This window comes from Aestuariimicrobium sp. T2.26MG-19.2B, from assembly GCF_950101875.1.
In the GTDB taxonomy this organism is placed as follows: domain Bacteria; phylum Actinomycetota; class Actinomycetes; order Propionibacteriales; family Propionibacteriaceae; genus Aestuariimicrobium; species Aestuariimicrobium kwangyangense.
On the sequence record NZ_CATNLW010000001.1, the window covers coordinates 66,172 to 89,578 of the forward strand.

Sequence of the window (23,407 nt, forward strand, 5' to 3'; positions counted from 1 at the left end):
CTCGCGACAGGGTCAGCGGGTGACCTTGCCGGACTTGATGCACGCGGTGCACACGTTGAGGCGCTTCGCGGTGCCCTGGACGACAGCGTGGACTCGCTGAATGTTCGGGTTCCAGCGGCGGTTGGTCTTCTTCTTCGACCAAGGCACGTTGTGTCCGAAGCTCGGGCCCTTGGCGCAGATGTCGCACACGGCAGCCATGGGAATCTCCTCGTTAGTTGGTGGTGCGCCGAGAGGCGCGAGAGTGAGCGGCTGGCGTCTTGCGGCGCGCAGCAACCTGTCAATCGTAGCCGAGGGGGGCGATCCGTCCAAAATCGGCTGGGGAGGCTGGGGGTGGGGGTCATCCCCGCGAGGTCGAGGGTGCGTGGGGGTGCAGGGGGTCATCCCCGCGAGGTCGAGGGTGCGTGGGGGTGCAGGGGGTCATCCCCCGCGTGGGGGTGCAGGGGGTCATCCCCCGCGTGGGGTGCGGGGGTGGGGGTGCAGGGGGTCATCCCCCGCGAATCAAATCGCGACGATGACCGGGACGATCATGGGGCGGCGTCGGTGCTTCTGGTTCACCCAGCGGCCCACCGTGCGGCGAACCTGCTGCTGGAGTTGGTAGGCGTCCTCAGCGCCGTCCTTCAGTCCTCGCAGCAACACCCCACGAACTTCCTCGATGATCGCGTCGAACTCGGCGTCCTCGGCGAAACCACGAGCGGTGATCTCGGGACCGGACACCAGCGAGCGGTCGTGCAGGTTGACGGCAGCCACGATCGAGATGAATCCCTCCTCGCCGAGGATGCGACGGTCGGTCAGCTGCGACTCGGTGATGTCGCCGACACTCGAGCCGTCGACGAAGATGTAGCTGGCGTCGATCTTGCCGACCAGCCGCGCCTGGCGTCGGGCGAGGTCGACCACTCCCCCATCCTCGGTGATGATCACGTTATGCGGGGCGATGCCGGTCTTGATGGCGAGTGCGCCATTGGCCACCAGGTGACGGACCTCGCCGTGCACCGGCATGACGTTGCGCGGCTTGAGGATGTTGTAGCAGTAGAGCAGTTCTCCCGCGGCGGCGTGGCCCGAGACGTGCACGAGCGCATTCCCCTTGTGGACGACGTTCGCGCCGAGCCGCGTGAGGCCGTTGATCACGCGGTAGACGGCGTTCTCGTTGCCGGGGATCAGCGACGAGGCAAGCAGCACGGTGTCGCCCGGGCCAAGGCTGACGACCGGGTGCTCGCGGTTGGCGATGCGAGCCAGCGCCGACAGCGGTTCGCCCTGCGACCCGGTCGAGATGATCACGACCTTGTCGTCGGGCAGGTGCTCGATGTCCTTGATGTCGACCAAGGTGTTCTCGGGCACCTTGAGGTACCCGAGATCGCGGGCCACCTGCATGTTGCGCACCATCGAGCGGCCCACGTAGACCACCTTGCGGTCGTGCTGGACCGCCATGTCGAGGACCTGCTGCACGCGGTGCACGTGGCTGGCGAAGCAGGCCACGATCAGCTTCTGCCTGGCCTGGGCGAAGACGCGCGCGATGGCGGGCTCGATCTCTCTCTCGCTCGGGACGAATCCGGGCACCTCGGCGTTCGTGGAGTCGCACATGAACAGGTCGACTCCCTCGGCGCCCAGCCGGGCGAAGGCACGCAGGTCGGTGATGCGGCCGTCGAGGGGCAGTTGGTCCATCTTGAAGTCACCGGTGTGCAGCACCGTGCCGGCGCTGGTGCGGACGAACACGGCCAAGGCGTCGGGGATGGAGTGGTTGACCGCCAGGAACTCGAGGTCGAACTCGCCGACGTCGAGTCGGTCGCCCTCGACCACGCGGCGCAGGATGGGGTTCTTGATGCGGTGTTCACGGATCTTCGACTCGACCAGGGCGAGGGTGAGCTTCGACCCGAAGATGGGGATGTCGGGCCGACGGCGCAGCAGGTAGGGCACCGCGCCGATGTGGTCCTCGTGGCCGTGGGTGAGCACGAGCCCGACCACGTCGTCGAAGCGGTCGTCGATCGCGTCGAGGCCGGGCAGGATCAGGTCGACACCGGGATGGTGGTCCTCGGGGAACAGCACGCCGCAGTCGATCAGCAGCAGTTTTCCGTTCAGCTCGAGGGTGGCCATGTTGCGGCCCACGTCACCCAGACCCCCCAGTGGGATCACCCTCAGGGTGTCGGGGGAGAGCTTGGGCGGGGTACGCAGAGAGGAACCAGTCACGATTCCACCCTAGCGAGGGTCGCTGACTATTCTCGCCCCATGACGCGTGAGCTGCCGCTGGTGAACCCCGGACCGACTCCACAGGTGGCCCCGGGGGTCAGGTTGGCCATGCCCGTCGAGGCCTGGCAACTCGCCGAGATCCAGCGCCGGGAGTGGACCGACGACCCGCTCATGAGGCGGTTCCTCGATGAGACCACCCTGGAGCAGATGGCAGAGATCTGGCACACCTCCATCACCCGGCCACCCCTGGCCAGCATGCGCGTGCTGGTGGCCACCGAACCCGAAGGCGCCCCGCGTGCGACGGGCCGGGAGAACGAGACCCAGCTGGCCTCCAGGGTGGTGGGGTTCGCCGTGGTGGGACCTGCCCAGGACGAGGACGCCACCGGTCACGACGGTGAGCTGTCCTACTTCCGGGTCGACCCCATGGCCCGGGGCAGGGGGCACACCTCAAGGCTGTTGAACGCAGCTGTCGACACCCTGCGGGCGGATCGCTTCACCCGGGCCACCTGCTGGGTGCGCTCCACCGACGACGACTTCCGCGCGCTGCTGGTGGGCACCGGGTGGGCACCCGACGGCGGGCACCAGGAACTCGGCACCGAGGACGGCGTCGTCCGGGTGAAGCAGGTCAGGCTGCACACGGACATCTCGTCCGACGGGCAGTGACCACCGGTCTGTGTCGGGCCCGGGTTCGTCCCGCAGTCAGCGAGGGAGCGCGACGCCTTCCCCGCTGAGGGTGACCACGACGCCAGCGGCACCGGCAGTCAGCGAGTCGTAGCCCATGCCGTTGATCGGGGGCAGGGCTGCCTGGTCCGTGACACGGGCGAGCAGTGGACGAAGCAACGACTGCGGCACGTCGACGCCCGACACCGTGGCTGCGGGGTCGTCGAGGGTCAGGCGATCGCCCTTGACCCCCGGCTTGGCCGTGACCTCGATGGTGACGCTGGCCCCCCACACGGATGCCGTCTGGGTGAGCTTCACCCGTCCTGCTCCGGCCGAACCCACGGGTGTGCCGGCGAGTCGGCTCAGTTCGGCGTAGCTGACCGTTGCACCCGCTCGGAGGTGTTCGACGTCGAGGGTGTCCCCCGAGCGTAGGTGGGTGACCCCGGAGGCGGTGAAGGTCAGGTCGGTGACGTGCAGGGTCTGCGCCGATGCTCCCGTACCCTGGCTGAACTTCGCGGTGGGCGCGGACCCACGCACGGTGGCGAACCGATCCCGGGCGAGCGCGAGCAGCACCGATCGGTCGTCGATGGTGACGGTCGTGGGACCGCCGAGGCTCTTCGAGACCGACGTCCCGACCCGTTGTTCGACCTCGGACCGGACGAATCGGTCCCCCACGACGACCGCGACGACGGCCAGCACGACGACGAGGACGAGGCCGAGCACCAGGATCCGCAGGCAGCCGCCCGCCCGCGTCGTGGACCGGCGAGCGCCGACGCTCCGGCCGCGGGCGTGTGCCCCCGCCTCAGTCACAGCCCCCACCTCAGTCGAGACCCAGGATGGCTTCGATGCCCTCGGTGAGTCCGGGCCGTGAAGGCACCGCCTCGACCGCGGCGATCACGCCCGGCATGAACGAGACCCGGTCGAGGGAGTCGTGGCGAATGCTCAAGGTCTCTCCCTCGGCACCGAAGAGCACCTCCTGGTGGGCCACCAGCCCACGCAGGCGGACGCTGTGCACGGCGATGCCGTCGATGTCGGCGCCGCGTGCCCCGTCGACCTCCTGCTGGGTGGCATCGGGAACCGGACCCAGTCCTGCGGCTCGGCGTGCCTCGGCGATGCCATGGGCCGTGACGGTGGCGGTGCCGGAGGGCGCATCGGCCTTGTTCGGATGGTGCAACTCGATGACCTCCACCGACTCGTAGAACGGAGCGGCCTTCTTGGACATCGCCATCATCAGCACCGCCCCGATGGAGAAGTTGGCGGCCACCACGACCCCGGTCGTGGGCTCCTCCCCCAGCCAGGTGCGCACTGTGTCGAGTCGCTCCGGGGTGAACCCGGTGGTACCGACCACGGCGTGGATGCCGTGGTCTATGCAGAACTTGAGATTGTCCATCACCGCGTCAGGGTGGGTGAAGTCGACGGCCACATCGGCGCCGAGGGCGGACGAGGGTTCGTCCCCCACGTCGATGCGAGCCACGAGCTCATGCCCCGCACGCTCCACCGCACGACACACCTCGGCCCCCATCTTGCCGCCAGCTCCGAACACAGCCACTCGAGTCATGGAGGGGAGCCTACCGGGGTGCGGTGACACGACTTGGCCCAGACATGGGGCGACCCCGGCTCCGAGGAACCGGGGTCGCGCCACGTACTGGTCGATCACTCGGCCGAGGGAGCCTCGTCCGACTTGTCGTCCTTGCCCTCGATGACCGGGACCAGCGACAGCTTGCCGCGGTCATCGATCTCGGAGATCTCGACCTGGATCTTCTGACCGACGCTGACGACGTCATCGACGTTCTCGACGCGCTTGCCGCCGGCCAGGTCGCGCATCTTCGAGATGTGCAGCAGGCCGTCCTTGCCGGGGAGCAGGGAGATGAAGGCTCCGAAGGCGGTGGTCTTCACCACGGTGCCCAGGTAGCGCTCGCCCTTCTCAGGCATGGTCGGGTTGGCGATCGCATTGATGGTCGACCGGGCAGCCTCGGCGGCCTCGCCCGAATCAGCACCGACGTAGATGGTGCCGTCGTCCTCGATGGTGATCTGGGCACCGGTGTCGTCCTGGATCTGGTTGATCATCTTGCCCTTGGGGCCGATGACCTCGCCGATCTTGTCGACTGGGATCTTCAGGGTGAGGATCCGCGGGGCGTAGGGGCTCATCTCGTCAGGTGCGTCGATGGCCTCGTTCATGACCTCGAGCAGGGTGTGACGAGCACGGCGGGCCTGCAGCATGGCCTTGGCCAGCTCGTCGGCGGGGATGCCGTCGAGCTTGGTGTCGAGCTGCAGCGCGGTCACGAACTCCGAGGTGCCGGCGACCTTGAAGTCCATGTCGCCGAGGGCGTCCTCGGCTCCCAGGATGTCGGTCAGCGCCACGTAGTGGGTCTTGCCGTCGATCTGCTCGCTCATCAGGCCCATCGCGATACCGGCGACGGGGGCCTTGAGGGGCACACCGGCATTCAGCAGCGACAGGGTCGAGGCGCACACCGAACCCATCGAGGTCGATCCGTTCGACCCGAGGGCCTCCGAGACCTGACGGATGGCGTACGGGAACTCCTCGCGGGTCGGCAGCACCGGGACGAGCGCGCGCTCGGCCAGTGCTCCGTGCCCGATCTCACGACGCTTCGGCGAACCCACCCGACCGGTCTCACCGGTCGAGTAGGGCGGGAAGTTGTAGTGGTGCATGTAGCGCTTGTGGTTCTCGGGCGCCAGGGTGTCGAGCTTCTGCTCCAGACCCAGCATGTTCAGGGTGGAGACACCCAGGATCTGGGTCTCACCACGCTGGAACAGTGCCGAACCGTGCACGCGCGGAATGACTCCGACCTCGGCCGACAGGGTGCGGATGTCCTCGACCCCACGACCGTCGATGCGGACACCGTCGGTGAGGGTGCGGCGGCGCACGATCTTCTTGGTCAGCGACTTGAACGCCGCCGAGATCTCGCCGTCGCGACCCTCGAACTTCTGGGTCAGCTCGTCGGCGATCGACTTGCGCAGCTCGTGGCTGGCGTCGTCGCGCTCCTGCTTGCCGGCGATCTGCATGATGCCGGTGAGCTTCTCCTGACCGAGGCGCTCGACCTCGGCGTAGACGTCGTCGCCGTACTCGGAGAAGACGGGGAAGTCGTAGGTCTCCTTCGGCAGCTTGGCAGCCAGCTCGGCCTGCGCGTCGCACAGGGCCTTGATGAACTTCTTCGACGCCTCGAGGCCCTCGCCGACGACCTCTTCGGTCGGGGCCTGGGCACCCGCGCGCACCTGCTCGAAGGTGGTCTCGGTCGACTCGGCCTCCACCATCATGATGGCGACGTCACCGTCGGGCAGCACCCGTCCGGCCACGACCATGTCGAAGACGGCTCCTTCGAGCTGCTCGACGGTCGGGAAGGCGACCCACTGGCCGTCGATCAGGGCAATGCGGACACCACCGATGGGTCCCGAGAAGGGAAGCCCGGCGATCTGGGTCGACATCGAGGCCGCGTTGATCGCGATGACGTCGTAGAGCACGTTGGGGTTGAGGGCCATGATGGTCACGACGACCTGCACCTCATTGCGGAGTCCCTTGACGAACGAGGGACGCAGCGGACGGTCGATCAGGCGGCAGGCCAGGATGGCGCCCTCGGACGGGCGACCCTCACGGCGGAAGAACGAGCCGGGGATGCGACCCGCGGCGTACATGCGCTCCTCGACGTCGACCGTCAGGGGGAAGAAGTCGATGGAGTCGCGGGGCGACTTGGCGGCGGTGGTCGCCGAGAACAGCATGGTGTCCTCGTCGATGTAGACGACGGCGGCGCCGTCAGCCTGCTGGGCCAGCAGGCCGGACTCGAAACGGACGGTGTGCTTGCCGAAGCTACCGTTGTCGATCACGGCCTCGGCGAACTGGATGTCAGGACCCTCCACGGGATACCTCTCTTGGGGTTGGACTGCCGCGCGGGCGCGCCTCGATCAGGGCTCCGTGCGGGACGATTCCCCCGGGGCCGTCGGCGGGCCACTCACGAACCAGCCGGTCTTCGATCGAGACCCGCAGGGGTTACCACCTGAAGGTCACTACCGAGGACCAGACCGCGTTCTCGAGCTGCGCTGGCAGGGTTCATTCTTCGAACCGCAGCCCAGTCTAGCGGGGTGGGTCGCTTCGCGCTCGTCGGCGAGCGGTTGGGGTCGTCCGATGGGGTCGTCCGATGAAGGTCGTCCGGCCGGAGTCCAGCCACGCCACGGACCACGTGGCTGGCGATCCTTTACGTGGCTTGTGCTGTGGACAGCAGCCAGGAGGAAGAAAGCCAGCCACGTCGATACGGTTGGCGGATGAGCGGTCGTCCGGACCACTGAATGCCCGTGGCCCCGGACAACATGGCGACAACATTCGGCCAACACCTCTCCCCTGTTGCGCAGCCGCCCGGGATGGTGGGCTCGAGGCATGACTCCTCCGCCATCACTCCTGCATTCCACGACACCCTTCGGCGAATCGTGGACCTCGTCCCAACTCGTCGGCCTTGGTTGGAGCGCCAACACCATCCGTCGGGCGACGCGGGACGGTGCCCTCGTCCGATTGAGGCGTGGTGTGTACGCAGCAACCGGTACGGGCGGGAACCCACCAGTCCCGCTGACCGAGGCACACCGGACGCTGGTTCAAGCCTCGGCGGAATGGATGGGGGAAGGCGTCGTCCTCTCCCACCTGTCGGCGGCAGTGCTCTGGGGGATCCCGCTCTGGGAGCTGGAGCCGGGGACCCAGGTCTGGGTGACACGGTCGAACACCACCCGCGGCTACGTGCGCGGCCCGATCCACGCCAACAACTGCCCGTTGACCCCGCACGAGGTCACCGCCGTCGATGGCCTCCCGGTGACCACGCTCGCGCGCACCGTGCTGGACTTGGCACGCCGCTTCGGGCCCGACCAAGGCGTCGTCGCCGCCGACTGGGCCCTTCGACACGCAGGACTCGACCCGCGAGAACTCCAGGACGTCCTGGGTCTGCAGGCACGTCGGCCCGGGGTCCGAGCCGCCAGGACCTCCGTCGAACTCGCGAGCAGATTGGCCGAGAGCCCGGCCGAGTCCGTGTCCCGTCTGCGGATGCACCAACTCATGCTGCCCAGACCCGTTGAACAAGTGGAGGTCTGGGACAGCCGGGGACGTCTGGTGGGACGCGGTGACTTCGGTTGGCGGGACCAGCGCCTCATTGGCGAGTGCGACGGCAGGGTGAAGTACGACCAACCACGCCATGGGGGTCGTCCCAGTGATGCCGTGACGGCCGAGCGGGACAGGGAGCGCCGATTGGCGGACGAGGGGTGGCGTATTGTCCGGTGGATGGTGCGCGACCTGCACCACCCCGCCCGGTTCGCACGGATCCTCAGCTCGGCACTGCAGGGCCGGCCGTGAGCCCAGCGTGGCTGGCGATACTCCTCGTGGCTTGTGCTGTCGACAGCAGCCATCGGGAACAGCGCCAGCCACATGGACGGGGCCAGAACAACAAGGGCGGCGCAACAAGGCCCGGGGCAACAAGAGTCGGTGGCACATGACCCTCGGACATGACTTCGCCCCGGCTCCACGAGGGAACCGGGGCGAAGTACGTGCCGGAGAGGTCAGATCATCGACGCAGGCCGAGGCGAGCGATCAGCTCGCGGTAGTGCTCGACGTCCTGCTTGGCCACGTAGTTGAGCAGACGGCGGCGCTGGCCGACCATCAGCAGCAATCCACGACGGCTGTGGTGGTCACCCTTGTGCTCCTTCAGGTGCTCCGTCAGGTGCGCGATGCGCTTGGTGAGAAGCGCAACCTGGACGTCGGGAGAACCGGTGTCGCCTGGGGTGGTCGCGTACTCTTCGATGATCTGCTTCTTGGTCTCGGCATCCATCAGTGTGGTGCTCCTTTCGTCCGTTGCGCGGTGTCGGGCCCTGATCGGGTGACTCTCTTGGTCCGCGGGCGTCTGACGCCAAGGGTCAACAGTACGCGTGGTCGCGACCTCGACCAAACCGGACCCCGGGTGGAGGTCGCACAGCGAGGGCCCCCCTCCCACTGAGGCCCCCGGCATGATTGACTGGGGATGCTCGTCGATCCGGCCCCAGGCCGGGTTCGGCCGCCTCTGCCGAGTCGAGAAGGAGATCCCATGGCCGACCCCACGATCCTCGTCCGCCCCGCGACCGAGGCGGATCTCGAGGTGCTGCGCTCGATGGAGACCCGTCCCGAACTTCACCTCACCGACGACGTCTTCGCTGGCCAGCGCGCGGGGGAGGCGATCTTCGCCGTGGCGCTCGTCGACGGCCAGGTGCAGGGATCGGGTGTGCTCGACCTGCGCGAGTCCGATCTGCAGCCCGAGGTGAAACTGCTGTACGTGGTGCCCGGGTCGCGACGCAAGGGTCTGGGTGTGCAACTCACCGAGTTCCTCGAGGAAGAGGCGCGCAAGCAGGGCTACCTCGCCTGTCACATGGCGATCGACCCCAACAACGAGAAGGCGATCCCGCTGGCGATCGACCTGGGCTACTCCGCGACCGGCGACCACAAGTTCGTCGAGGACCCCGACGCGGAACAGGTGGCCCACCCCAGCCAGGTGAGCAACTACTACGCGGTCTATCGCAAGTCACTGACCATGCGCTGAAGCCCCAGCGGGCTTCACCGAGGACTCGCTGCGGACCCGGGGGTGCCGGGCCGGTCCCCTATTCGGCGGCGTCGTGGCTCGCGGGAGCGAGCGCGGCCAGGCCCAGCACCTGACGGGTCTGGTCGACGTCTGCGGCGATCTGCTTGACCAGCGTCTCCAGCCCGGTGAACTTCACGTTCCCACGCAGCCGCTTCACGAAGTCGACGGCCACCCGTACCCCGTACAACTCCAGGTCGGAGCGGTCGAGCACATAGGCCTCCACCACACGATCGGGCACGTCATCGAAGGTGGGATTGGTACCGACCGAGATGGCCGCGGGCATCGGGGTCGGGTCGGGCTCGTCCAGTCTGGTCAACCAACCCGCGTAGACACCGTCCGCGGGCGCCAGGTGCCACGCCTCCACCGGCAGGTTGGCCGTGGGGTAGCCGAGTTCTCGTCCGCGCTGGTGGCCCATCACCACGGTGCCCACGTACCGGTGCGGGCGACCCAGGTGCTCCTCGGCCGTCTCGACGTCGCCCGCCTCGATCGAGGCCCGGATCAGGGATGAGCAGGTGATCTGCTGGTCGGTCGCGAGCAGGGACAAGGGCTCGACCCGGAACCTGCTCTGCGGACGACGGCCCAGTTCGGCGAGGGTCTCGACACTGCCTGCGGCCCGCGAGCCGAAGGTGAAATTCGTGCCCACCACGACGACCTCGGGGTGCAGCGGGGCCAGCACCTGGTCGACGAACTGCTCCGGTGACCAGGCCATCAAGTCGCGGGTGAAGGGCACCACCCGCACCTCGGCCGCGCCGGCCTGCTTGAGCAGCCGGATGCGATCGTCGAGTCCGGTCAGGAGTTGGGGTTCCGACCCGGGGTGGATGACGGCCTGGGGGTGGGGCCAGAACGTGACGGCCACCAGACGCAGTCCGGGAGCCTGGCTCTGGGCGTGGGCGAGCAACTCACGGTGCCCGCGGTGCACGCCATCGAAGTTGCCGATCACGACGACCGTTGGATTCTGCACGCGCCCGAGTCTAGACACCACTGGCCCGGACGAGCGATGCAGCCACAGCCCACCCCGGGGGGCTCGGGTCGCTGCGAGCCCGCTCAGACGAAGACGGCGACCGGTTTCGTCCACCCCGGACGATCGGGGTTGGCCTCATGGAGGGCCAGCAGGTCACCGTCGGCGGAGATCAACGCCGTCGGGACATCCGGTGACAGGTCCAGTTCGAGTGCCCGGCCGAAGCGCACGTCATCGGCCTGCTCGGCCGAAACGTCCAGATGGGCAAAGGCAGTCCGACCCACCTCGCCCATGGAGGTCAGGGCAGGGGCCTCGTCCCCGATGAGGTCAACCGTCAGCTCGGGCAGGACGAAGCCGCCGATCCTGGTCCGTCGCAGACTGGTCAGATGCCCGCCGACCTCCAGCTCCGCACCCAGGTCACGGGCCAGCGCACGGATGTAGGTGCCTGAGGAACAGTCGACCACCACGTCGAGGTCGAGCAGGTCGCCCTCGGTCCTGCGACCGATGACCTCGAAGCGCGCCACCGTCACGGGGCGGGCGCGGAGCGTCACCTGCTCCCCACCCCGAACCAAGGCGTAGGCCCGCTGGCCGTTGACCTTGATGGCCGAGACGCTCGAGGGCACCTGTTCGATGTCACCGCGCAGGTCGTCCATGGCGGTCTCGATCGCCCCGTCCTCGAGGTGGGCCGCCGGGACCACCGGCGACAACTCCCCTTCTGCGTCATCGGTGGAGGAGGACTGCCCCAGCCGGATGGTCGCCAGATAGGTCTTGTCATGGCCGGCCAGGTGGCCGAGCAGCCGGGTCGCGCGATTGACGCCGATGATGAGCAGCCCGGTCGCCATCGGGTCGAGCGTGCCGGCATGCCCGACCTTGCGCGTGCCCAGCAGCCGTCGCATCCGGCCCACCACCTGGTGGGAGGTCCAGCCCTGGGGCTTGTCGACCAGCACGATGCCGGACGAGTCCTGGGGGCTCATCGAGGAGTGTTCTCGTCCTCGTCGTCGACCGCCTCGGACTCCTCGGCCCCAGCAACGTCGGGCTCGTCGTCCTCAACGGCCTCGGACTGGTCGTCCTCGTCCCAGTCGTCGTCATCCTCGTGGCGGTAGGGATCGGCCTCCCCCGCGAACTGGGCAGTGGCCGCCTGGGCGGCCAACTCGGCGTCGCGACGCTTGGCCTGCACCAGCAGGTCCTCGATCGAACGGGCGGACTCCTCGGTGGCGTCCAGGTGGAAGGTGAGGGTGGGGGCGAAGCGCAGACCCAGCCGCTTGCCCACGGTCGAGCGCAGCAGACCCTTGGCCGACTCCAGCGCCGCTGCGGTGCCGACACGCTCCTCGTCGGTGCCGTAGACCGTGTAGAAGATGGACGCGTCGCGGCTGTCGCCGGTCAGTCGGACGTCGGTGACGGTCAGGAAGCCCAGCCGTGGGTCCTTGATGCGCCGCTCGAGGGTCTCGGCCACCACGACCTTGATCTGGTCAGCCAGCTTGGCCACGCGGGGGTTGGGCATGGGGGGGTGTCCCTTCAGTGATGCCGACAGCGGCGGAGCGCTGATGCCCTCCGCCGCTGCCGATGTGGTGATGTGTGCGCACTCAGTCGCGCGGCTTCTCGACCATCTCGTAGGTCTCGATGATGTCGCCCTGCTTGACGTCGGAGTAGTTCCCGAGCGTCAGACCACACTCGTAGCCCTCACGGACCTCGGTGGCGTCATCCTTCTCGCGCCGCAGGGACGCGATGGTGGTCTCGGCCAGCACGACCCCGTCACGCAGCAGACGCGCCTTGGCGTTGCGTCGCATGAGACCCGACAGCACCATGCAACCGGCGATGGTGCCGAACTTGGACGAGCGGAAGATCTCGCGGATCTCTGCCTGTCCGAGCGTCTTCTCCTCGAAGATCGGCTTGAGCATGCCCTTGAGGGCTGCCTCGATCTCGTCGATCGCGGAGTAGATGACCGAGTAGTAGCGGATGTCGACGTTCTCGCGGTCGGCCATCTGGGTGGCGTGCGGCGTGGGCCGGACGTTGAACCCGATGATGACGGCCTTCGAGGCAGCAGCCAGCGAGACGTTGGTCTCGGTGATGGCACCGACACCGCGATCGATGACACGCAGCGACACCTCGTCGCCGACGTCGATCTTCGACAGTGCGTCCTCCAGGGCCTCGACCGAACCTGCGCCGTCGCCCTTGAGGATGAGCAGCAGTTCCTGGGTCTCGCCCTTCTCGAGCTGTTCGAACAGCTGGTCGAGGGTCTTGCGACGGGAACCGGCCGCCTGGGCCGCGGCACGCATGCGCGCCTCGCGCTTGTCGGCGATCTGACGAGCCATCCGGTCGTCCTCGACGACCAGGAAGTTGTCGCCGGCGCCGGGCACGCTGGTGAGACCGAGCACCTGGACCGGCATCGAGGGCGGCGCCTCGGTGACGGTCTCGCCGCGGTCGTTGATCAGCGCACGGACGCGGCCATGGGCCGAACCGGCGACGATCGAGTCACCGATGTGCAGCGTTCCGCGCTGGATGAGCACGGTGGCCACCGGACCACGACCCTTGTCGAGGTGCGCCTCGATGGCGACACCCTGGGCGTCCATGTCTGGATTGGCCCGCAGGTCGAGAGCCGCGTCGGCGGTCAACACGACCGCCTCGAGCAGCTGGTCGAGTCCCTCACCGGTGATGGCCGAGACGTTGACGAACATCGTGTCGCCGCCGTACTCCTCGGGCACCAGACCAAACTCGGTGAGCTGTCCGCGCACCTTCTCGGGGTCGGCACTGGGCTTGTCGATCTTGTTGACCGCCACCACGACGGGCACATCGGCCGCCTTGGCGTGGTTCAGCGCCTCGATCGTCTGGGGCATCACACCGTCGTCCGCGGCCACGACCAGCACCGCGATGTCGGTCGCCTTCGCACCACGGGCACGCATGGCGGTGAACGCCTCGTGGCCCGGGGTGTCGATGAAGGTGATCTTGCGGTCCACGTCGTCGACCGTGGTCTCGACCTGGTAGGCACCGATCGCCTGCGTGATGCCACCGGCCTCGCCGGCGACGACGTTCGACTTGCGCAACGCGTCGAGCAGCTTGGTCTTTCCGTGGTCGACGTGACCCATGACGGTGACGGCCGGCGGGCGCGGGGCCAGATCGGACTCGTCGCCCTCGTCCTCGCCGAACTCCAGGTCGAAGCTCTCGAGCAGCTCACGATCCTCGTCCTCGGGAGAGACGACCTGGATCGAGTAGTTGAGCTCGGCGCCCAACACCTCGAGGGTCTCGTCCGACACGGACTGGGTCGCGGTCACCATCTCGCCCAGGTTGAACAACACCTGCACCAGCGATGCCGGCTCCAGACCGATCTTCTCGGCAAGGTCGGTCAGCGAGGCGCCACGGCGCAGACGCACCGTGGAACCGTCACCCTGACGGACGCGCACGCCACCGATCAGCGGCGCCTCCATCTGGTCGAACTCTTGCCTGCGCTGCTTCTTCGACTTGCGTCCGCGCCTGCCACCGGCACCGCCGCGACCGAAGGCACCCTGGGTGCCCGATCCGCCACGACCACCGCGACCACCACGACCACCGCCAGCGGGAGCACCGACACCGGGGCCACCGAAGCCACCGGTACCCGGACCGCGTCCGGGACCACCGGGGCCTCCGCGACGGGCGCCGCCGGGGCCACCACGGCCACCGGCCCTGGCCGGGGCTCCGACCTGGGCGGACTGCTGCTTGGGCATCATCGCCGGGTTGGGGCGAGGCATCCCACTGGTGCCACCGGGACGAGGCATGCCCGTCGAGGTGCCCGCGGGGCGTCCCTCACGGCTGACCTGGCCCGGACGACCCTGGGCGGGCGCACCCTCGGGGCGCCGACGAGCCGTTCCCATGCCCTGCGAAGGAGCGAAGGGGTTGTTGCCCGGACGCGGGGTTCCCGTGCGACGAGCACCGGCCTGACCGCTGGGCAGACCACCGGAGCCACCCGGACGAGCACCGCCCGGTCGGGCGCCGGGGGCGGCACCGGGACGAGGAGCCCCGGGACGCGGCGCACCTGAAGCACCGGCGGGGGTACCGCCCGTGCGAGAGGCGCTGGAGGCCGGCCGAGCACCGGGAGCGGCCGCCGACGGACGAGGACCACCCGGGCGAGGCGCTTGCGCGCCACTGGGGCGGGGTGCCGACTGGCCCGCGGGCGCCGAGGCGCTCGTGGACGGACGAGGTGCCGCCCCACCGGGGCGCGGGGCCTCGGAGCGGGGAGCATCAGATCGCGCGGCGTCCGAACGGTCGGTGGCCGATCCGGCGGCGGGCGCCTGCGCGTCGGCCGTCGCGGCTGCCGGAGCCTGGGCAGGAGCGGGACGGGGCGCAGGGCTGGCTGGTGCCGCACTGGACGGCGCCGGGCTGGTCGGCGCGGAGCCGGTCGCTGCCGGGCTGGGGGCGTTGGCCACCGAGCCGGCATCGGTCGTACGAGCATCGGTCGTACGGGCACCCGGCCGTGCGGCCGGACGCGGAGCGGGGGTGCCACCCGGCTTGGGTGCACCCGTTGACTTGTCACCTGACTTGTCCGGGGCTGAACCGCCGCCGGTCTTGGCCTGTTCGCGCAGTTTGCGCACCACAGGCGGTTCGATGGTGGACGAAGCCGACCGGACGAATTCGCCCATGTCGTTCAGCTTCGACAGAACATCCTTGCTTTCGAGTCCGAGCTCCTTGGCGAGCTCATAGACGCGGACCTTGGCCACTTGTCTCCTTCAGGTCCGGTCGTGACTCGGCCGAACCAATTAGTTGTTGTCCATGCTCATTGGTGAGTACTCATCGAGTGGTCATGAGCGTCAGCCCACTTTCTGAAACGCGGCACCCGTAGTCGGCGGGGCAGGACGGAGGTCACGCTCGTGGATCGAGCGGACACGCGGGTTCAAGTTTAGCCAGTCACGGCGGGCGGCGCGAACCGAATGATCCGCGGGGCGCAGCTCACCTCTGCGAGAGCAGCCCGGAGGGGTCGGCCGGGCGACGTTGGCTGCGGGCGAAGCCGCCCCGCTTGACGGCAGCGGCCAGACATGCCGGATCGGGGTGGAGCCAGCTGCCCCGTCCGGGCAACCGGCGACCCGGGTCGACCACCACCACCCCGTCGACCACGACGTGGCGCACCAACTCGTCGCGGCCGGCGACCCTGCGACAACCCACACAGGTGCGGATCGGGCCGTCGCCGCCCGAGCCCCCCACACCCGGAGCCGCGCTGGGGAGCATCACTCGGGAGCGGCGTCGGAGCGGATGTCGATCCTCCACCCCGTCAACCTCGCGGCCAACCTCGCGTTCTGGCCCTCACGACCGATGGCCAGCGACAGCTGGTAGTCAGGGACGACCACCCGGGCGGCGCGGGCCTGGGCATCGACGACCGTGACCGAGCTGACCCGAGCAGGCGACAAGGCCTCGCCCACGAACTCGGCCGGGTCCTCAGACCAGTCGATGATGTCGATCTTCTCCTCGTTGAGCTCGTGCATGACGGCTCGGACACGCTGGCCCATGGGTCCGATGCACGCGCCCTTCGCCGACACCTGCGGGTTCTTGGAGACGACGGCGATCTTGGTGCGGTGGCCGGCCTCACGGGCGACCTCCTTGATCTCGACGATGCCCTGCTCGATCTCAGGCACCTCGAGCTGGAACAGCCTCTTCACCAGGTTCGGATGGGTACGGGAGACCACCACCTGGGGCCCCCGGAGTTCCTTGCGCACGGCCACGACGTAGACCCGCAGTCGCTTGTTGTGGGAGTAGACCTCGCCCGGCGACTGTTCGGCCGGCGGCATGATCGCCTCGATCTCGCCGAGGTTGACTCTCACGACGCGGGAGTCACGGTCCTGCTGGACGACCCCGGTGAGGATGTCGCCCTCCTTGGCGAGGAAGTGCCCGTACTTGCGCTCGTCCTCGGCCTCACGCAACCGCTGGAAGATCACCTGCCGGGCCATCGATGCGGCGATGCGCCCGAAGCCGTCGGGGGTGTCGTCGTACTCGCCGATCTTCTGCCCCTCCGCGTCGAGTTCGGGGGCCCAGACGTGCACCTGCCCGGTCTTGGTGTTGACCTCGACCCGGCTGTGGGACATGTGCAGCGGGGTCTTCTCGTAGGCGTTGAGCAGGGCGTCCTCAAGGGCGCGAACGACGTAGTCCAGGGAGACCCCCTTGTCGCGCTCGATCTGCCGCAGGGCGGCCATGTCGACATCCATCAGTGATCCTCCTCCTCGTCCACGTCGCCGTGCAGGTCGTCGTCGTCCAGATCGTCGTCGTCCAGATCGTCCTCGTCGGGTTCGTCCTCGTCGGGGTCGTCCTCGTCTGGGATGTCGTCCACGTCGTAGTCATCGATGGAGCGGTTCATCTCGACCTGCACCAGGGCCTTCGTGATGTCACTGATCAGCAGGTCGTGGCTGACGGGCTTGGGGTTGCGATTGCCCTTCACGGATTCGGGTGTCACCTCGAGGGTGAGCCGGTCGCCCTCCACGGCGACGATGCGACCGACCAGGGAGGTGCCGTCGGCCAGGGTGGCCTTGACCAGACGGGTGAGGTTGCGGCGGAAGTGCTTGGGTTCGGTGAGCGGGCGGCCGATGCCGCGGCTCGAGACCTCGAGAGTGTAGGCACCTGCCATGGCGTCGATCGCGTCGAGGGCGTCCGAGATGTCACGGGTGGCGGATGCGATGTCGTCCAGCAGGGGGCCTCGCCCGTGGGGGCCGTCACCGTCCACGGTGACCCGCAGCACCGAACGACGTCCGGCGGGGATCACCTCGAGCTCGTCGAGCTCGAGTCCGTGGGTGGCCAGCACGGGCTCCACGACATCACTGAATCGTGTGTCATTCACTTCTCTGGCCTCTTTCTGTTGTGCAGTCCTGTTGTGCCGCACAAGTGTAGTCCAGCCGGCACGACCCGAGCGCCGATCGCGAGCTGGTGCCGGGCCCTACGCTGGGGGCATGCCCACACCGCTCAGTCGCCGCGCCTTCGGGCTCACGGCGGGTCTGGCGCTGGTGGCGACGCCGCTGTCCGGGTGTTCCTTCTTCGACCCCACTGTTCACGGATCCGCTGTCCGCAACCTGCCCAGACCCAGCCCGACCCCCGAGCAGGCCCAGGTGAATGCCCTCGCGGGCAACGAGTCGCTGACCGCCGCACTGCAGGTACTGCGCACCGCGACCGGCGCCACGCCCGCCGAAGTGGCGTGGACGACCGCCGTACAACGCGCTCTGCAGCTGCAGCGGCGCGTGCTGCTCCGACCCGATCCCCTGAGCGGTGCCCTGGGGGACGACCCCATGGCATCCGGCTCCCCACGTACGACTGGGGCTCGCGTGCCCGCCGTCCGGGCCACGGACGAACTGGCGACCCTCGCGACGGCTGAGGCGGCCACACTGTTGACCGTCGCGCTCAGCGCCGAAACCGGCCCGGACGCCCTGCTCTGGGGATCCTTGTCGGTCTTCGCCAGCGCCAGCGCCCAGCCAGCGCCCCATCCACCCGTCGACCACGGGGTCGTCCCCTTCTCGTTCGAGTCCGAATCCCTGGGTTCGGCCCAGTCAGTCCTGGTCGAACACCTCTTCCGTGCTGACCAAGCCCTGGCCGCGCTGGTCGGGGCCCTTCGTCCGGGCAGCCTGCGGACCCAACTGGCCCAGCGGAGGGGTCTGCTGGTGCAGCAGCGGGTCGACCTGCAGGCGACGATGCGGGCGGCCGGTGCAACCCCTCCCCCGCCCGAACCCGGCTACGAACTCCCGATTCGCCCGGCCGCGGGCACGGTGGCTGCGGTGATGGCGACGATCGAGACCGACCTGTTCAACGCGGCAGCAGGGGTGTTCTGCGCCACACCCGCGACGGACGAAGCACGCACCGCAGCACACGCCGCCTGGCTCACACAGCTGCCCCAGGTGACCCGATGGACCGGCGTCAGCTGGTTCCCGGGCTGGGTGTGATCTACCCGGAAGGGCGTGCCGTCGGCCTCAGCCGATGAAGATCCGCAGGCTGTCCCAGCCGAGTTTGAGGATCAGGATCCCCACCACCACCAGGAAGACCCGCCTGACGAACGCGGAACCGTGGCGCACGGCCATCTGGGCGCCGATGAACCCGCCACTGAGATTGGCTGCCGCCATGGCGAGCGCCAACTTCCAGATGATCACTCCCTGGATGGAGAAGACGGAGATCGCTGCCACGTTCGTGGTGAGGTTGGCCAGCTTGGCCAGAACGCTGGCCTGCAGGAAGCCGTAACCCAGCAGCCCGACGAGGGCGATCACGAAGAACGACCCAGTTCCGGGCCCCAGGAAGCCGTCGTACAGCCCCACCACGGCGCCGATGCCGGCGGCCGTCGCAGCCGCGGCCCAACCATGACGCCTCACCTCATGGTGCAGTCCGAGGGTGGGCCTGCGGACGGTGTAGAGGCCCACTCCCACGAGAGCGACCAGCACGATCGGGGTGAACCACTGCTTGGGCAGGAAGTTCACCAGTCTCGCCCCCGACGTCGACCCGAGGTAGGCGAACACCATCAGCGGGACCGCGATCCACCAGTCCACGCGGACCTTGCGCAGGTAGGTGGTGGTCGCCACCAGGGTTCCCGCCGCCGACGACACCTTGTTGGTGCCGGAGATGGCCGCCACCGAGGTGTCGGCGGGCAGACCGATCAGCAGGCTGGGGAGCTGGATCAGCCCTCCGCCGCCCACCACGGCATCGACCCAGCCCGCCACGAAGGCAGCGAGCACCAGCAGCAGGACGACGTGAAGCGCAAGCTCCACGAGGTCAGCTCTCGAGCTCGCGCAGCACCTCGGCCAAGGCATCCTCGACGGCGACCGTGCGGGCGGTGCCCGTGGCGCGGTCGCGAATCTCGACGAGCCCGTCAGCCAGGCCTCGTCCGACGACCACCGAGGTCGGCATGCCGAGCACCTCCGAATCGGCGAACTTGACCCCGGGCGAGGCCTTGCGATCGTCCAGGAGCACCGCGACCCCGGCATCGTCCAACTCAGAGGCCAGCTTCTCGGCGAAGGCGGAGACCTCGTCACCCTTGCCGGTCGCGAGCACCATCACCTCGTAGGGGGCGAGGTTGCGCGGCCAGCACAGACCCTTCTCGTCGGCGGTGCCCTCAGCGACGGCGGCCACGGCGCGTGAACAGCCGATGCCGTAGGAACCCATGGTGACGGTGACCAGCTTCCCGTTCTGGTCGAGCACCTTCAGCCCGAGGGCCTCGGCGTACTTGCGACCCAACTGGAAGATGTGGCCCATCTCGATGCCGCGCGCCAACGTCAGCGGTCCCGAACCGTCGGGCGACGGGTCGCCCTCCCGGATCTCGGCGACATCGAGGTGCCCGTCCGCGGTGAAATCGCGACCGACCACCAGGTCGATGACGTGACGGCCCGCCTCGTCGGCACCGGTCACCCATGCCGTCCCCGACACCACGGAGGGGTCGACGAGGTAGCGCACCTTGCTCGGGCTCTCCGCGCCCAGCGCGCGGGGGCCGATGTACCCCTTGACGAGGGTGGGGTACGCCGCGAAGTCCTCCTCGCCGAACGGCACCGCCTCGGCCGGACCCACGGCTGCCTCGAGGCGCTTGGGGTCGACCTCGCGGTCGCCCGGCAGCCCCACGGCCAGCGGCTCGGTCGAACCGTCGGGGTGGTGCAGCACGAAGAGCACGTTCTTGAGGGTGTCAGCGGCCGTCCAGACACGGTCGGGACGCGGGTGCTCGGCATTGACGAGCGCGACCAGCGACTCGATGGTGGGGCTGTCGGGGGTGTCGACCACCCTGCTCGCACCCACCGACGAGGCGTCCACCTCAGCGGCGAGCGGACGCTCGACGGCCTCGACGTTGGCGGCGTAGCCACCCGGCGAACGGACGAAGGTGTCCTCCCCGTTGGCGGCAATCGCGAGGAACTCCTCGGACGCCGAACCACCCATGGCGCCGGCGTCGGCCTTGACGATGACGTACTCGAACCCGAGACGGTCGAAGATCTTGATGTAGGCCTCACGGTGCTGCTGGTAGCTCAGCTCGAGACCGGCCTCGTCCACGTCGAAGGAGTAGGAGTCCTTCATCACGAACTCGCGGCCGCGCAGCAGCCCCGCACGGGGACGCGCCTCGTCCCGGTACTTGGTCTGCACCTGGTAGAGCGACAGCGGCAGGTCCTTGTACGAGCTGTAGAGATCCTTCACCAGCAGGGTGAACATCTCCTCGTGGGTCGGCCCCAGCAGCAGGTCGGCACCCTTGCGGTCCTTGAGGCGGAACAGGTTGTCGCCGTACTCGGTCCACCGGTCGGTCGCCTCGTAGGGCTCGCGCGGCAGGAGCGCCGGGAAGCGCACCTCCTGCGCGCCGATGGCGTCCATCTCCTCGCGGACGATGGCCTCGACCTTCTGCAGCACCTTCAACCCCAACGGCAGCCAGCTGTAGACACCGGGAGCGGCACGACGGATGTAACCGGCACGCACCAGCCAGCGGTGGCTGGGCACCTCGGCATCGGCAGGGTCCTCTCGCAGGGTGCGGACGAACAACTGCGACATCCTGGTGATCACGCTGGGGCCTCTCTGGCGGCGATGGGGAACGCCGCTCAGCCTATCGGTGCAGACCCCTGACCCCGGCACCAGTTTCCGGACGGGGCGCGGCTGGTGGTCCCGCGGTCAGTACAGGACGGTCGCCAGGGCATCGATGGTGCGCATCCCGCAGCGCTCGTACAACTTGCGGGCGCGGGTGTTGAAGTCGTTCACGTACAGCGAGACCACCGGGTACCGCTCACGCACGAGTTCGATCACCTTCGCCATGGCGGGGACCGACAGGCCTTGACCCCGAAGTTCGGGGGCGAGCCAGACGCCCTGGATCTGGCAGATGGTGCCGTAGGCCGTACCCACGTCGGCCTTGAACAGCACCCTGCCGTCCTCGATGATCGCGTAGCACTGCCCGTCCATGACCAGCCGTCGCATGTGCGAGCGGTACCCGCCGGAGGGGTCGAGCGGTGAGACGCCGACCTCCTCGGTGTACATCTTCACCGCCGCGTCGAAGTAGGGCTCGAATTCCTGCAGCGTGACCTGGCGCACGCGGGGATCACCCGCGAACGGGGAGTCATGGTCGATCACCATCAGCGGCTGGTGGTACCGCAGCTCGCGAGGGTGGCCCCAGCTCTGGTGTCGCTCCACGAGGTGGTCGAACAGTCCTCGCACCAGGGGTGCTCGCCCCATGATCGAGGACGAATGCCTGCGTGCCCCGATCTTGGCAGCGAAGGCGGCCAGGGCCTCGGTGTCGTCCCCGGCGGGCACGAGGTTGGAGCCGACGTGGCACAAGGCCACCAGCTGGCGGTTGCGCTCGAACCCGAGCACCTCGCAGCCGAGGGTGACCCGATCGAGACCGTGGTGGGCGAATCGGGCCCGCAGGAACAGGTTCGAGATGGGCTCGGGACGAAGCAGTTCCAGGGCGGCCGCCACATCGGCATTGCCCAGCACCCTGAGTCGTGTGCTCATCCAGCGGACCCCGGGACGGCCGGGCTCGACGCGGTGCCCATGGAGCTCACGGGGAGCTGACGAGTGGAGGAGACAACGGCTGGCACGCCGCTCAGTCTGTCACGCACGCCTGCCGACTGCTCGGAGTCGAACGGCCGCGCCGTGGCACGCCCAGACCTCAGCCGACCGAGACCTGAGGGGCACCGATCTCGGTCGTCTCGGCGGCGATCCGATTCGCCTCCTCGATCAGGGTCTGCACGATCTCCGACTCGGGCACGGTCTTGATGACCTCACCCTTGACGAAGATCTGCCCCTTGCCGTTGCCGGAGGCGACACCGAGGTCGGCCTCACGAGCCTCTCCCGGGCCGTTGACAACACAGCCCATGACGGCCACGCGCAGGGGTACGGTCATGCCCTCGAGACCTTCGGTCACCTTCTCGGCGAGGGTGTAGACGTCGACCTGGGCACGTCCGCACGAGGGGCACGAGACGATCTCGAGGTGGCGCGGACGAAGGTTGAGCGACTCGAGGATCTTGATGCCGACCTTGACCTCCTCGACGGGCGGGGCCGACAGCGACACTCGGATGGTGTCACCGATGCCCTGAGCGAGCAGTGCACCGAAGGCGACGGACGACTTGATGGTGCCCTGGAAGGCGGGACCGGCCTCGGTCACGCCCAGGTGCAGGGGGTACTCACACTTCTCGGAGAGCATCTCGTAGGCGCGCACCATCACGACGGGGTCGTGGTGCTTGACCGAGATCTTGAAGTCGTGGAAACCCACGTCCTCGAACAGGCTCGCCTCCCACAGGGCTGACGCGACCAGCGCCTCCGGGGTGGGAGCCCCGTACTTCTCGAGCAGTCGCTTGTCGAGGGATCCAGCGTTCACGCCGATGCGGATGGAGACACCAGCGTCGGCGGCTGCCTTGGCGATGCCGGCGACCTGGTCGTCGAAGGCCCGGATGTTGCCCGGGTTCACGCGGACGGCGGCGCACCCGGCGTCGATGGCGGCGTAGACGTACTTCGGCTGGAAGTGGATGTCGGCGATCACGGGGATCTGCGACTTGTGTGCGATGGCCGGCAAGGCCTCGGCGTCGTCCTGCGAGGGAACCGCGACCCGCACGATGTCGCAGCCTGTGGCGGTGAGCTCGGCGATCTGCTGCAGGGTGGCGTTGATGTCGGTGGTCTTGGTGGTGGTCATCGACTGCACCGAGATGGGGGCGTCGCCACCGACCATCACCTTGCCGACCTTGATCTGACGGGTCTTGCGACGGGGGGCCAGCACGGGCGGGGGCATGGCGGGCAGACCGAGATTGACGCTCATGGGGCCAGATTACCGCGCGCAGGAACGCCGGAGCGCCCCACCGGGCGCCGAGCGGTGCGCCCAGGGCGTGAGCGCGTCGTGGAGCGATCCAGCAGGCGGGGCACGCCGGGTATCCGCGCCGAACATTCCGCGCCAGTTGGGGCACGCCAGCGCGGTGTTCGTCACGCCAGCTGACGAGAAGGCCGCTCACCTGCCCCGTTTCGCGTGGAACTTCGGGCACGGCGACTCCCGACACGCCACAGCGCCCGCCATCCATGGCAGGACGACGGGCGCTGGGTTCGGATCAGCCGTGAGCGGCCGAACCGCGGCTCACGTGGG

Annotated in this window: 20 protein-coding genes and 1 pseudogene; 4 read left to right on the top strand and 17 right to left on the bottom strand. The window is 68.6% G+C overall.

All coding sequences use genetic code 11. The annotated features are described in order from the left end of the window. Positions 1 to 12 precede the first annotated feature (12 nt). Positions 13 to 198: a 50S ribosomal protein L28 gene (rpmB, locus tag QQZ11_RS00335; protein ID WP_022909863.1), complete on the bottom strand. Its 186-nt coding sequence runs from the start codon at positions 196 to 198 to the stop codon at positions 13 to 15. A gap of 300 nt (positions 199 to 498) precedes the next feature. Then, positions 499 to 2,181, bottom strand: a complete 1,683-nt coding sequence (locus tag QQZ11_RS00340; protein WP_284548079.1) for a ribonuclease J — start codon at positions 2,179 to 2,181, stop codon at positions 499 to 501. A 39-nt stretch (positions 2,182 to 2,220) separates the two neighbouring features. Here QQZ11_RS00340 and QQZ11_RS00345 point away from each other — a divergent pair, with 39 nt between their 5' ends. Beyond that, on the top strand, positions 2,221 to 2,844 hold the full coding sequence (locus QQZ11_RS00345; protein WP_284548080.1) for a GNAT family N-acetyltransferase: 624 nt from the start codon (positions 2,221 to 2,223) through the stop codon (positions 2,842 to 2,844). A gap of 36 nt (positions 2,845 to 2,880) precedes the next feature. Here QQZ11_RS00345 and QQZ11_RS00350 read toward each other — a convergent pair whose 3' ends face one another. The 3 genes from QQZ11_RS00350 to QQZ11_RS00360 form a co-directional block, all read right to left on the bottom strand. Next, a complete protein-coding gene (locus QQZ11_RS00350) occupies positions 2,881 to 3,651 on the bottom strand; it encodes a hypothetical protein (RefSeq protein WP_157438890.1) in 771 nt (256 codons plus the stop codon). 10 nt (positions 3,652 to 3,661) lie between these two features. Further along, entirely contained in the window at positions 3,662 to 4,399 is a 738-nt protein-coding gene (dapB, locus tag QQZ11_RS00355) for a 4-hydroxy-tetrahydrodipicolinate reductase (RefSeq protein ID WP_284548081.1), read from the bottom strand. Positions 4,400 to 4,494: 95 nt separating this feature from the next. After that, positions 4,495 to 6,714, bottom strand: coding sequence for a polyribonucleotide nucleotidyltransferase (locus QQZ11_RS00360; RefSeq protein WP_022909858.1), 2,220 nt, complete (start codon positions 6,712 to 6,714; stop codon positions 4,495 to 4,497). A 514-nt stretch (positions 6,715 to 7,228) separates the two neighbouring features. Between QQZ11_RS00360 and QQZ11_RS00365 the strand changes: the two genes are divergently transcribed. After that, positions 7,229 to 8,185, top strand: a complete 957-nt coding sequence (locus QQZ11_RS00365; protein WP_284548083.1) for a type IV toxin-antitoxin system AbiEi family antitoxin domain-containing protein — start codon at positions 7,229 to 7,231, stop codon at positions 8,183 to 8,185. A 208-nt stretch (positions 8,186 to 8,393) separates the two neighbouring features. On the opposite strand, the gene rpsO is transcribed toward QQZ11_RS00365, so the two are convergent. Then, on the bottom strand, positions 8,394 to 8,657 hold the full coding sequence (rpsO, locus tag QQZ11_RS00370) for a 30S ribosomal protein S15 (RefSeq protein WP_022909856.1): 264 nt from the start codon (positions 8,655 to 8,657) through the stop codon (positions 8,394 to 8,396). Between the two features lie 252 nt (positions 8,658 to 8,909). On the opposite strand from rpsO, the gene QQZ11_RS00375 reads away from it, so the two are divergent. Then, positions 8,910 to 9,398, top strand: a complete 489-nt coding sequence (locus tag QQZ11_RS00375) for a GNAT family N-acetyltransferase (RefSeq protein ID WP_022909855.1) — start codon at positions 8,910 to 8,912, stop codon at positions 9,396 to 9,398. A gap of 58 nt (positions 9,399 to 9,456) precedes the next feature. Here the strand turns inward: QQZ11_RS00375 and QQZ11_RS00380 are convergent, their stop codons facing one another. The 7 genes and pseudogenes from QQZ11_RS00380 to rimP form a co-directional block, all read right to left on the bottom strand. Beyond that, complete coding sequence (locus QQZ11_RS00380; protein ID WP_284548085.1) at positions 9,457 to 10,398, bottom strand: bifunctional riboflavin kinase/FAD synthetase; 942 nt, start codon at positions 10,396 to 10,398, stop codon at positions 9,457 to 9,459. 83 nt (positions 10,399 to 10,481) lie between these two features. After that, entirely contained in the window at positions 10,482 to 11,369 is an 888-nt protein-coding gene (truB, locus tag QQZ11_RS00385) for a tRNA pseudouridine(55) synthase TruB (RefSeq protein WP_284548086.1), read from the bottom strand. 104 nt (positions 11,370 to 11,473) lie between these two features. After that, positions 11,474 to 11,896 (bottom strand): annotated as a pseudogene (gene rbfA / locus QQZ11_RS00390) (30S ribosome-binding factor RbfA); the annotation flags it as partial. Positions 11,897 to 11,978: 82 nt separating this feature from the next. Then, entirely contained in the window at positions 11,979 to 15,083 is a 3,105-nt protein-coding gene (gene infB, locus QQZ11_RS00395) for a translation initiation factor IF-2 (protein WP_022909852.1), read from the bottom strand. 229 nt (positions 15,084 to 15,312) lie between these two features. Then, a complete protein-coding gene (locus tag QQZ11_RS00400; RefSeq protein WP_284548090.1) occupies positions 15,313 to 15,627 on the bottom strand; it encodes a YlxR family protein in 315 nt (104 codons plus the stop codon). Next, on the bottom strand, positions 15,588 to 16,559 hold the full coding sequence (gene nusA, locus QQZ11_RS00405; protein WP_284548091.1) for a transcription termination factor NusA: 972 nt from the start codon (positions 16,557 to 16,559) through the stop codon (positions 15,588 to 15,590). The genes QQZ11_RS00400 and nusA overlap by 40 nt, the downstream gene beginning before the upstream one ends. Continuing rightward, positions 16,559 to 17,185, bottom strand: a complete 627-nt coding sequence (gene rimP / locus QQZ11_RS00410; RefSeq protein ID WP_284548093.1) for a ribosome maturation factor RimP — start codon at positions 17,183 to 17,185, stop codon at positions 16,559 to 16,561. Before rimP ends, nusA begins: the two co-directional genes overlap by 1 nt. A gap of 109 nt (positions 17,186 to 17,294) precedes the next feature. Here rimP and QQZ11_RS00415 point away from each other — a divergent pair, with 109 nt between their 5' ends. Continuing rightward, positions 17,295 to 18,275, top strand: a complete 981-nt coding sequence (locus QQZ11_RS00415; protein WP_284548095.1) for a DUF4439 domain-containing protein — start codon at positions 17,295 to 17,297, stop codon at positions 18,273 to 18,275. Between the two features lie 27 nt (positions 18,276 to 18,302). Here the strand turns inward: QQZ11_RS00415 and QQZ11_RS00420 are convergent, their stop codons facing one another. The 4 genes from QQZ11_RS00420 to ispG all read right to left on the bottom strand — a co-directional run bounded on the left by QQZ11_RS00420 (position 18,303) and on the right by ispG (position 23,089). Next, complete coding sequence (locus QQZ11_RS00420) at positions 18,303 to 19,088, bottom strand: sulfite exporter TauE/SafE family protein (protein WP_284548096.1); 786 nt, start codon at positions 19,086 to 19,088, stop codon at positions 18,303 to 18,305. 4 nt (positions 19,089 to 19,092) lie between these two features. After that, positions 19,093 to 20,838, bottom strand: a complete 1,746-nt coding sequence (locus QQZ11_RS00425; RefSeq protein ID WP_022909846.1) for a proline--tRNA ligase — start codon at positions 20,836 to 20,838, stop codon at positions 19,093 to 19,095. A gap of 117 nt (positions 20,839 to 20,955) precedes the next feature. Next, positions 20,956 to 21,789 (bottom strand): GNAT family N-acetyltransferase, encoded by an 834-nt coding sequence (locus QQZ11_RS00430; RefSeq protein ID WP_284548097.1) that lies wholly within the window; start codon positions 21,787 to 21,789, stop codon positions 20,956 to 20,958. Between the two features lie 157 nt (positions 21,790 to 21,946). Continuing rightward, on the bottom strand, positions 21,947 to 23,089 hold the full coding sequence (gene ispG / locus QQZ11_RS00435) for a flavodoxin-dependent (E)-4-hydroxy-3-methylbut-2-enyl-diphosphate synthase (RefSeq protein WP_284548098.1): 1,143 nt from the start codon (positions 23,087 to 23,089) through the stop codon (positions 21,947 to 21,949). Positions 23,090 to 23,407: the final 318 nt, after the last annotated feature.

Bases quoted from the DNA above. Each gene is read 5' to 3' on its own strand.
- rpmB (WP_022909863.1), bottom strand. From the start codon at position 198: ATGGCTGCCGTGTGCGACATCTGCGCCAAGGGCCCGAGCTTCGGACAC.
- QQZ11_RS00345 (WP_284548080.1), top strand. From the start codon at position 2,221: ATGACGCGTGAGCTGCCGCTGGTGAACCCCGGACCGACTCCACAGGTG.
- dapB (WP_284548081.1), bottom strand. From the start codon at position 4,399: ATGACTCGAGTGGCTGTGTTCGGAGCTGGCGGCAAGATGGGGGCCGAG.
- QQZ11_RS00365 (WP_284548083.1), top strand. From the start codon at position 7,229: ATGACTCCTCCGCCATCACTCCTGCATTCCACGACACCCTTCGGCGAA.
- rpsO (WP_022909856.1), bottom strand. From the start codon at position 8,657: ATGGATGCCGAGACCAAGAAGCAGATCATCGAAGAGTACGCGACCACC.
- QQZ11_RS00375 (WP_022909855.1), top strand. From the start codon at position 8,910: ATGGCCGACCCCACGATCCTCGTCCGCCCCGCGACCGAGGCGGATCTC.
- truB (WP_284548086.1), bottom strand. From the start codon at position 11,369: ATGAGCCCCCAGGACTCGTCCGGCATCGTGCTGGTCGACAAGCCCCAG.
- nusA (WP_284548091.1), bottom strand. From the start codon at position 16,559: ATGGATGTCGACATGGCCGCCCTGCGGCAGATCGAGCGCGACAAGGGG.
- QQZ11_RS00415 (WP_284548095.1), top strand. From the start codon at position 17,295: ATGCCCACACCGCTCAGTCGCCGCGCCTTCGGGCTCACGGCGGGTCTG.
- QQZ11_RS00425 (WP_022909846.1), bottom strand. From the start codon at position 20,838: ATGTCGCAGTTGTTCGTCCGCACCCTGCGAGAGGACCCTGCCGATGCC.
- QQZ11_RS00430 (WP_284548097.1), bottom strand. From the start codon at position 21,789: ATGAGCACACGACTCAGGGTGCTGGGCAATGCCGATGTGGCGGCCGCC.
- ispG (WP_284548098.1), bottom strand. From the start codon at position 23,089: ATGAGCGTCAATCTCGGTCTGCCCGCCATGCCCCCGCCCGTGCTGGCC.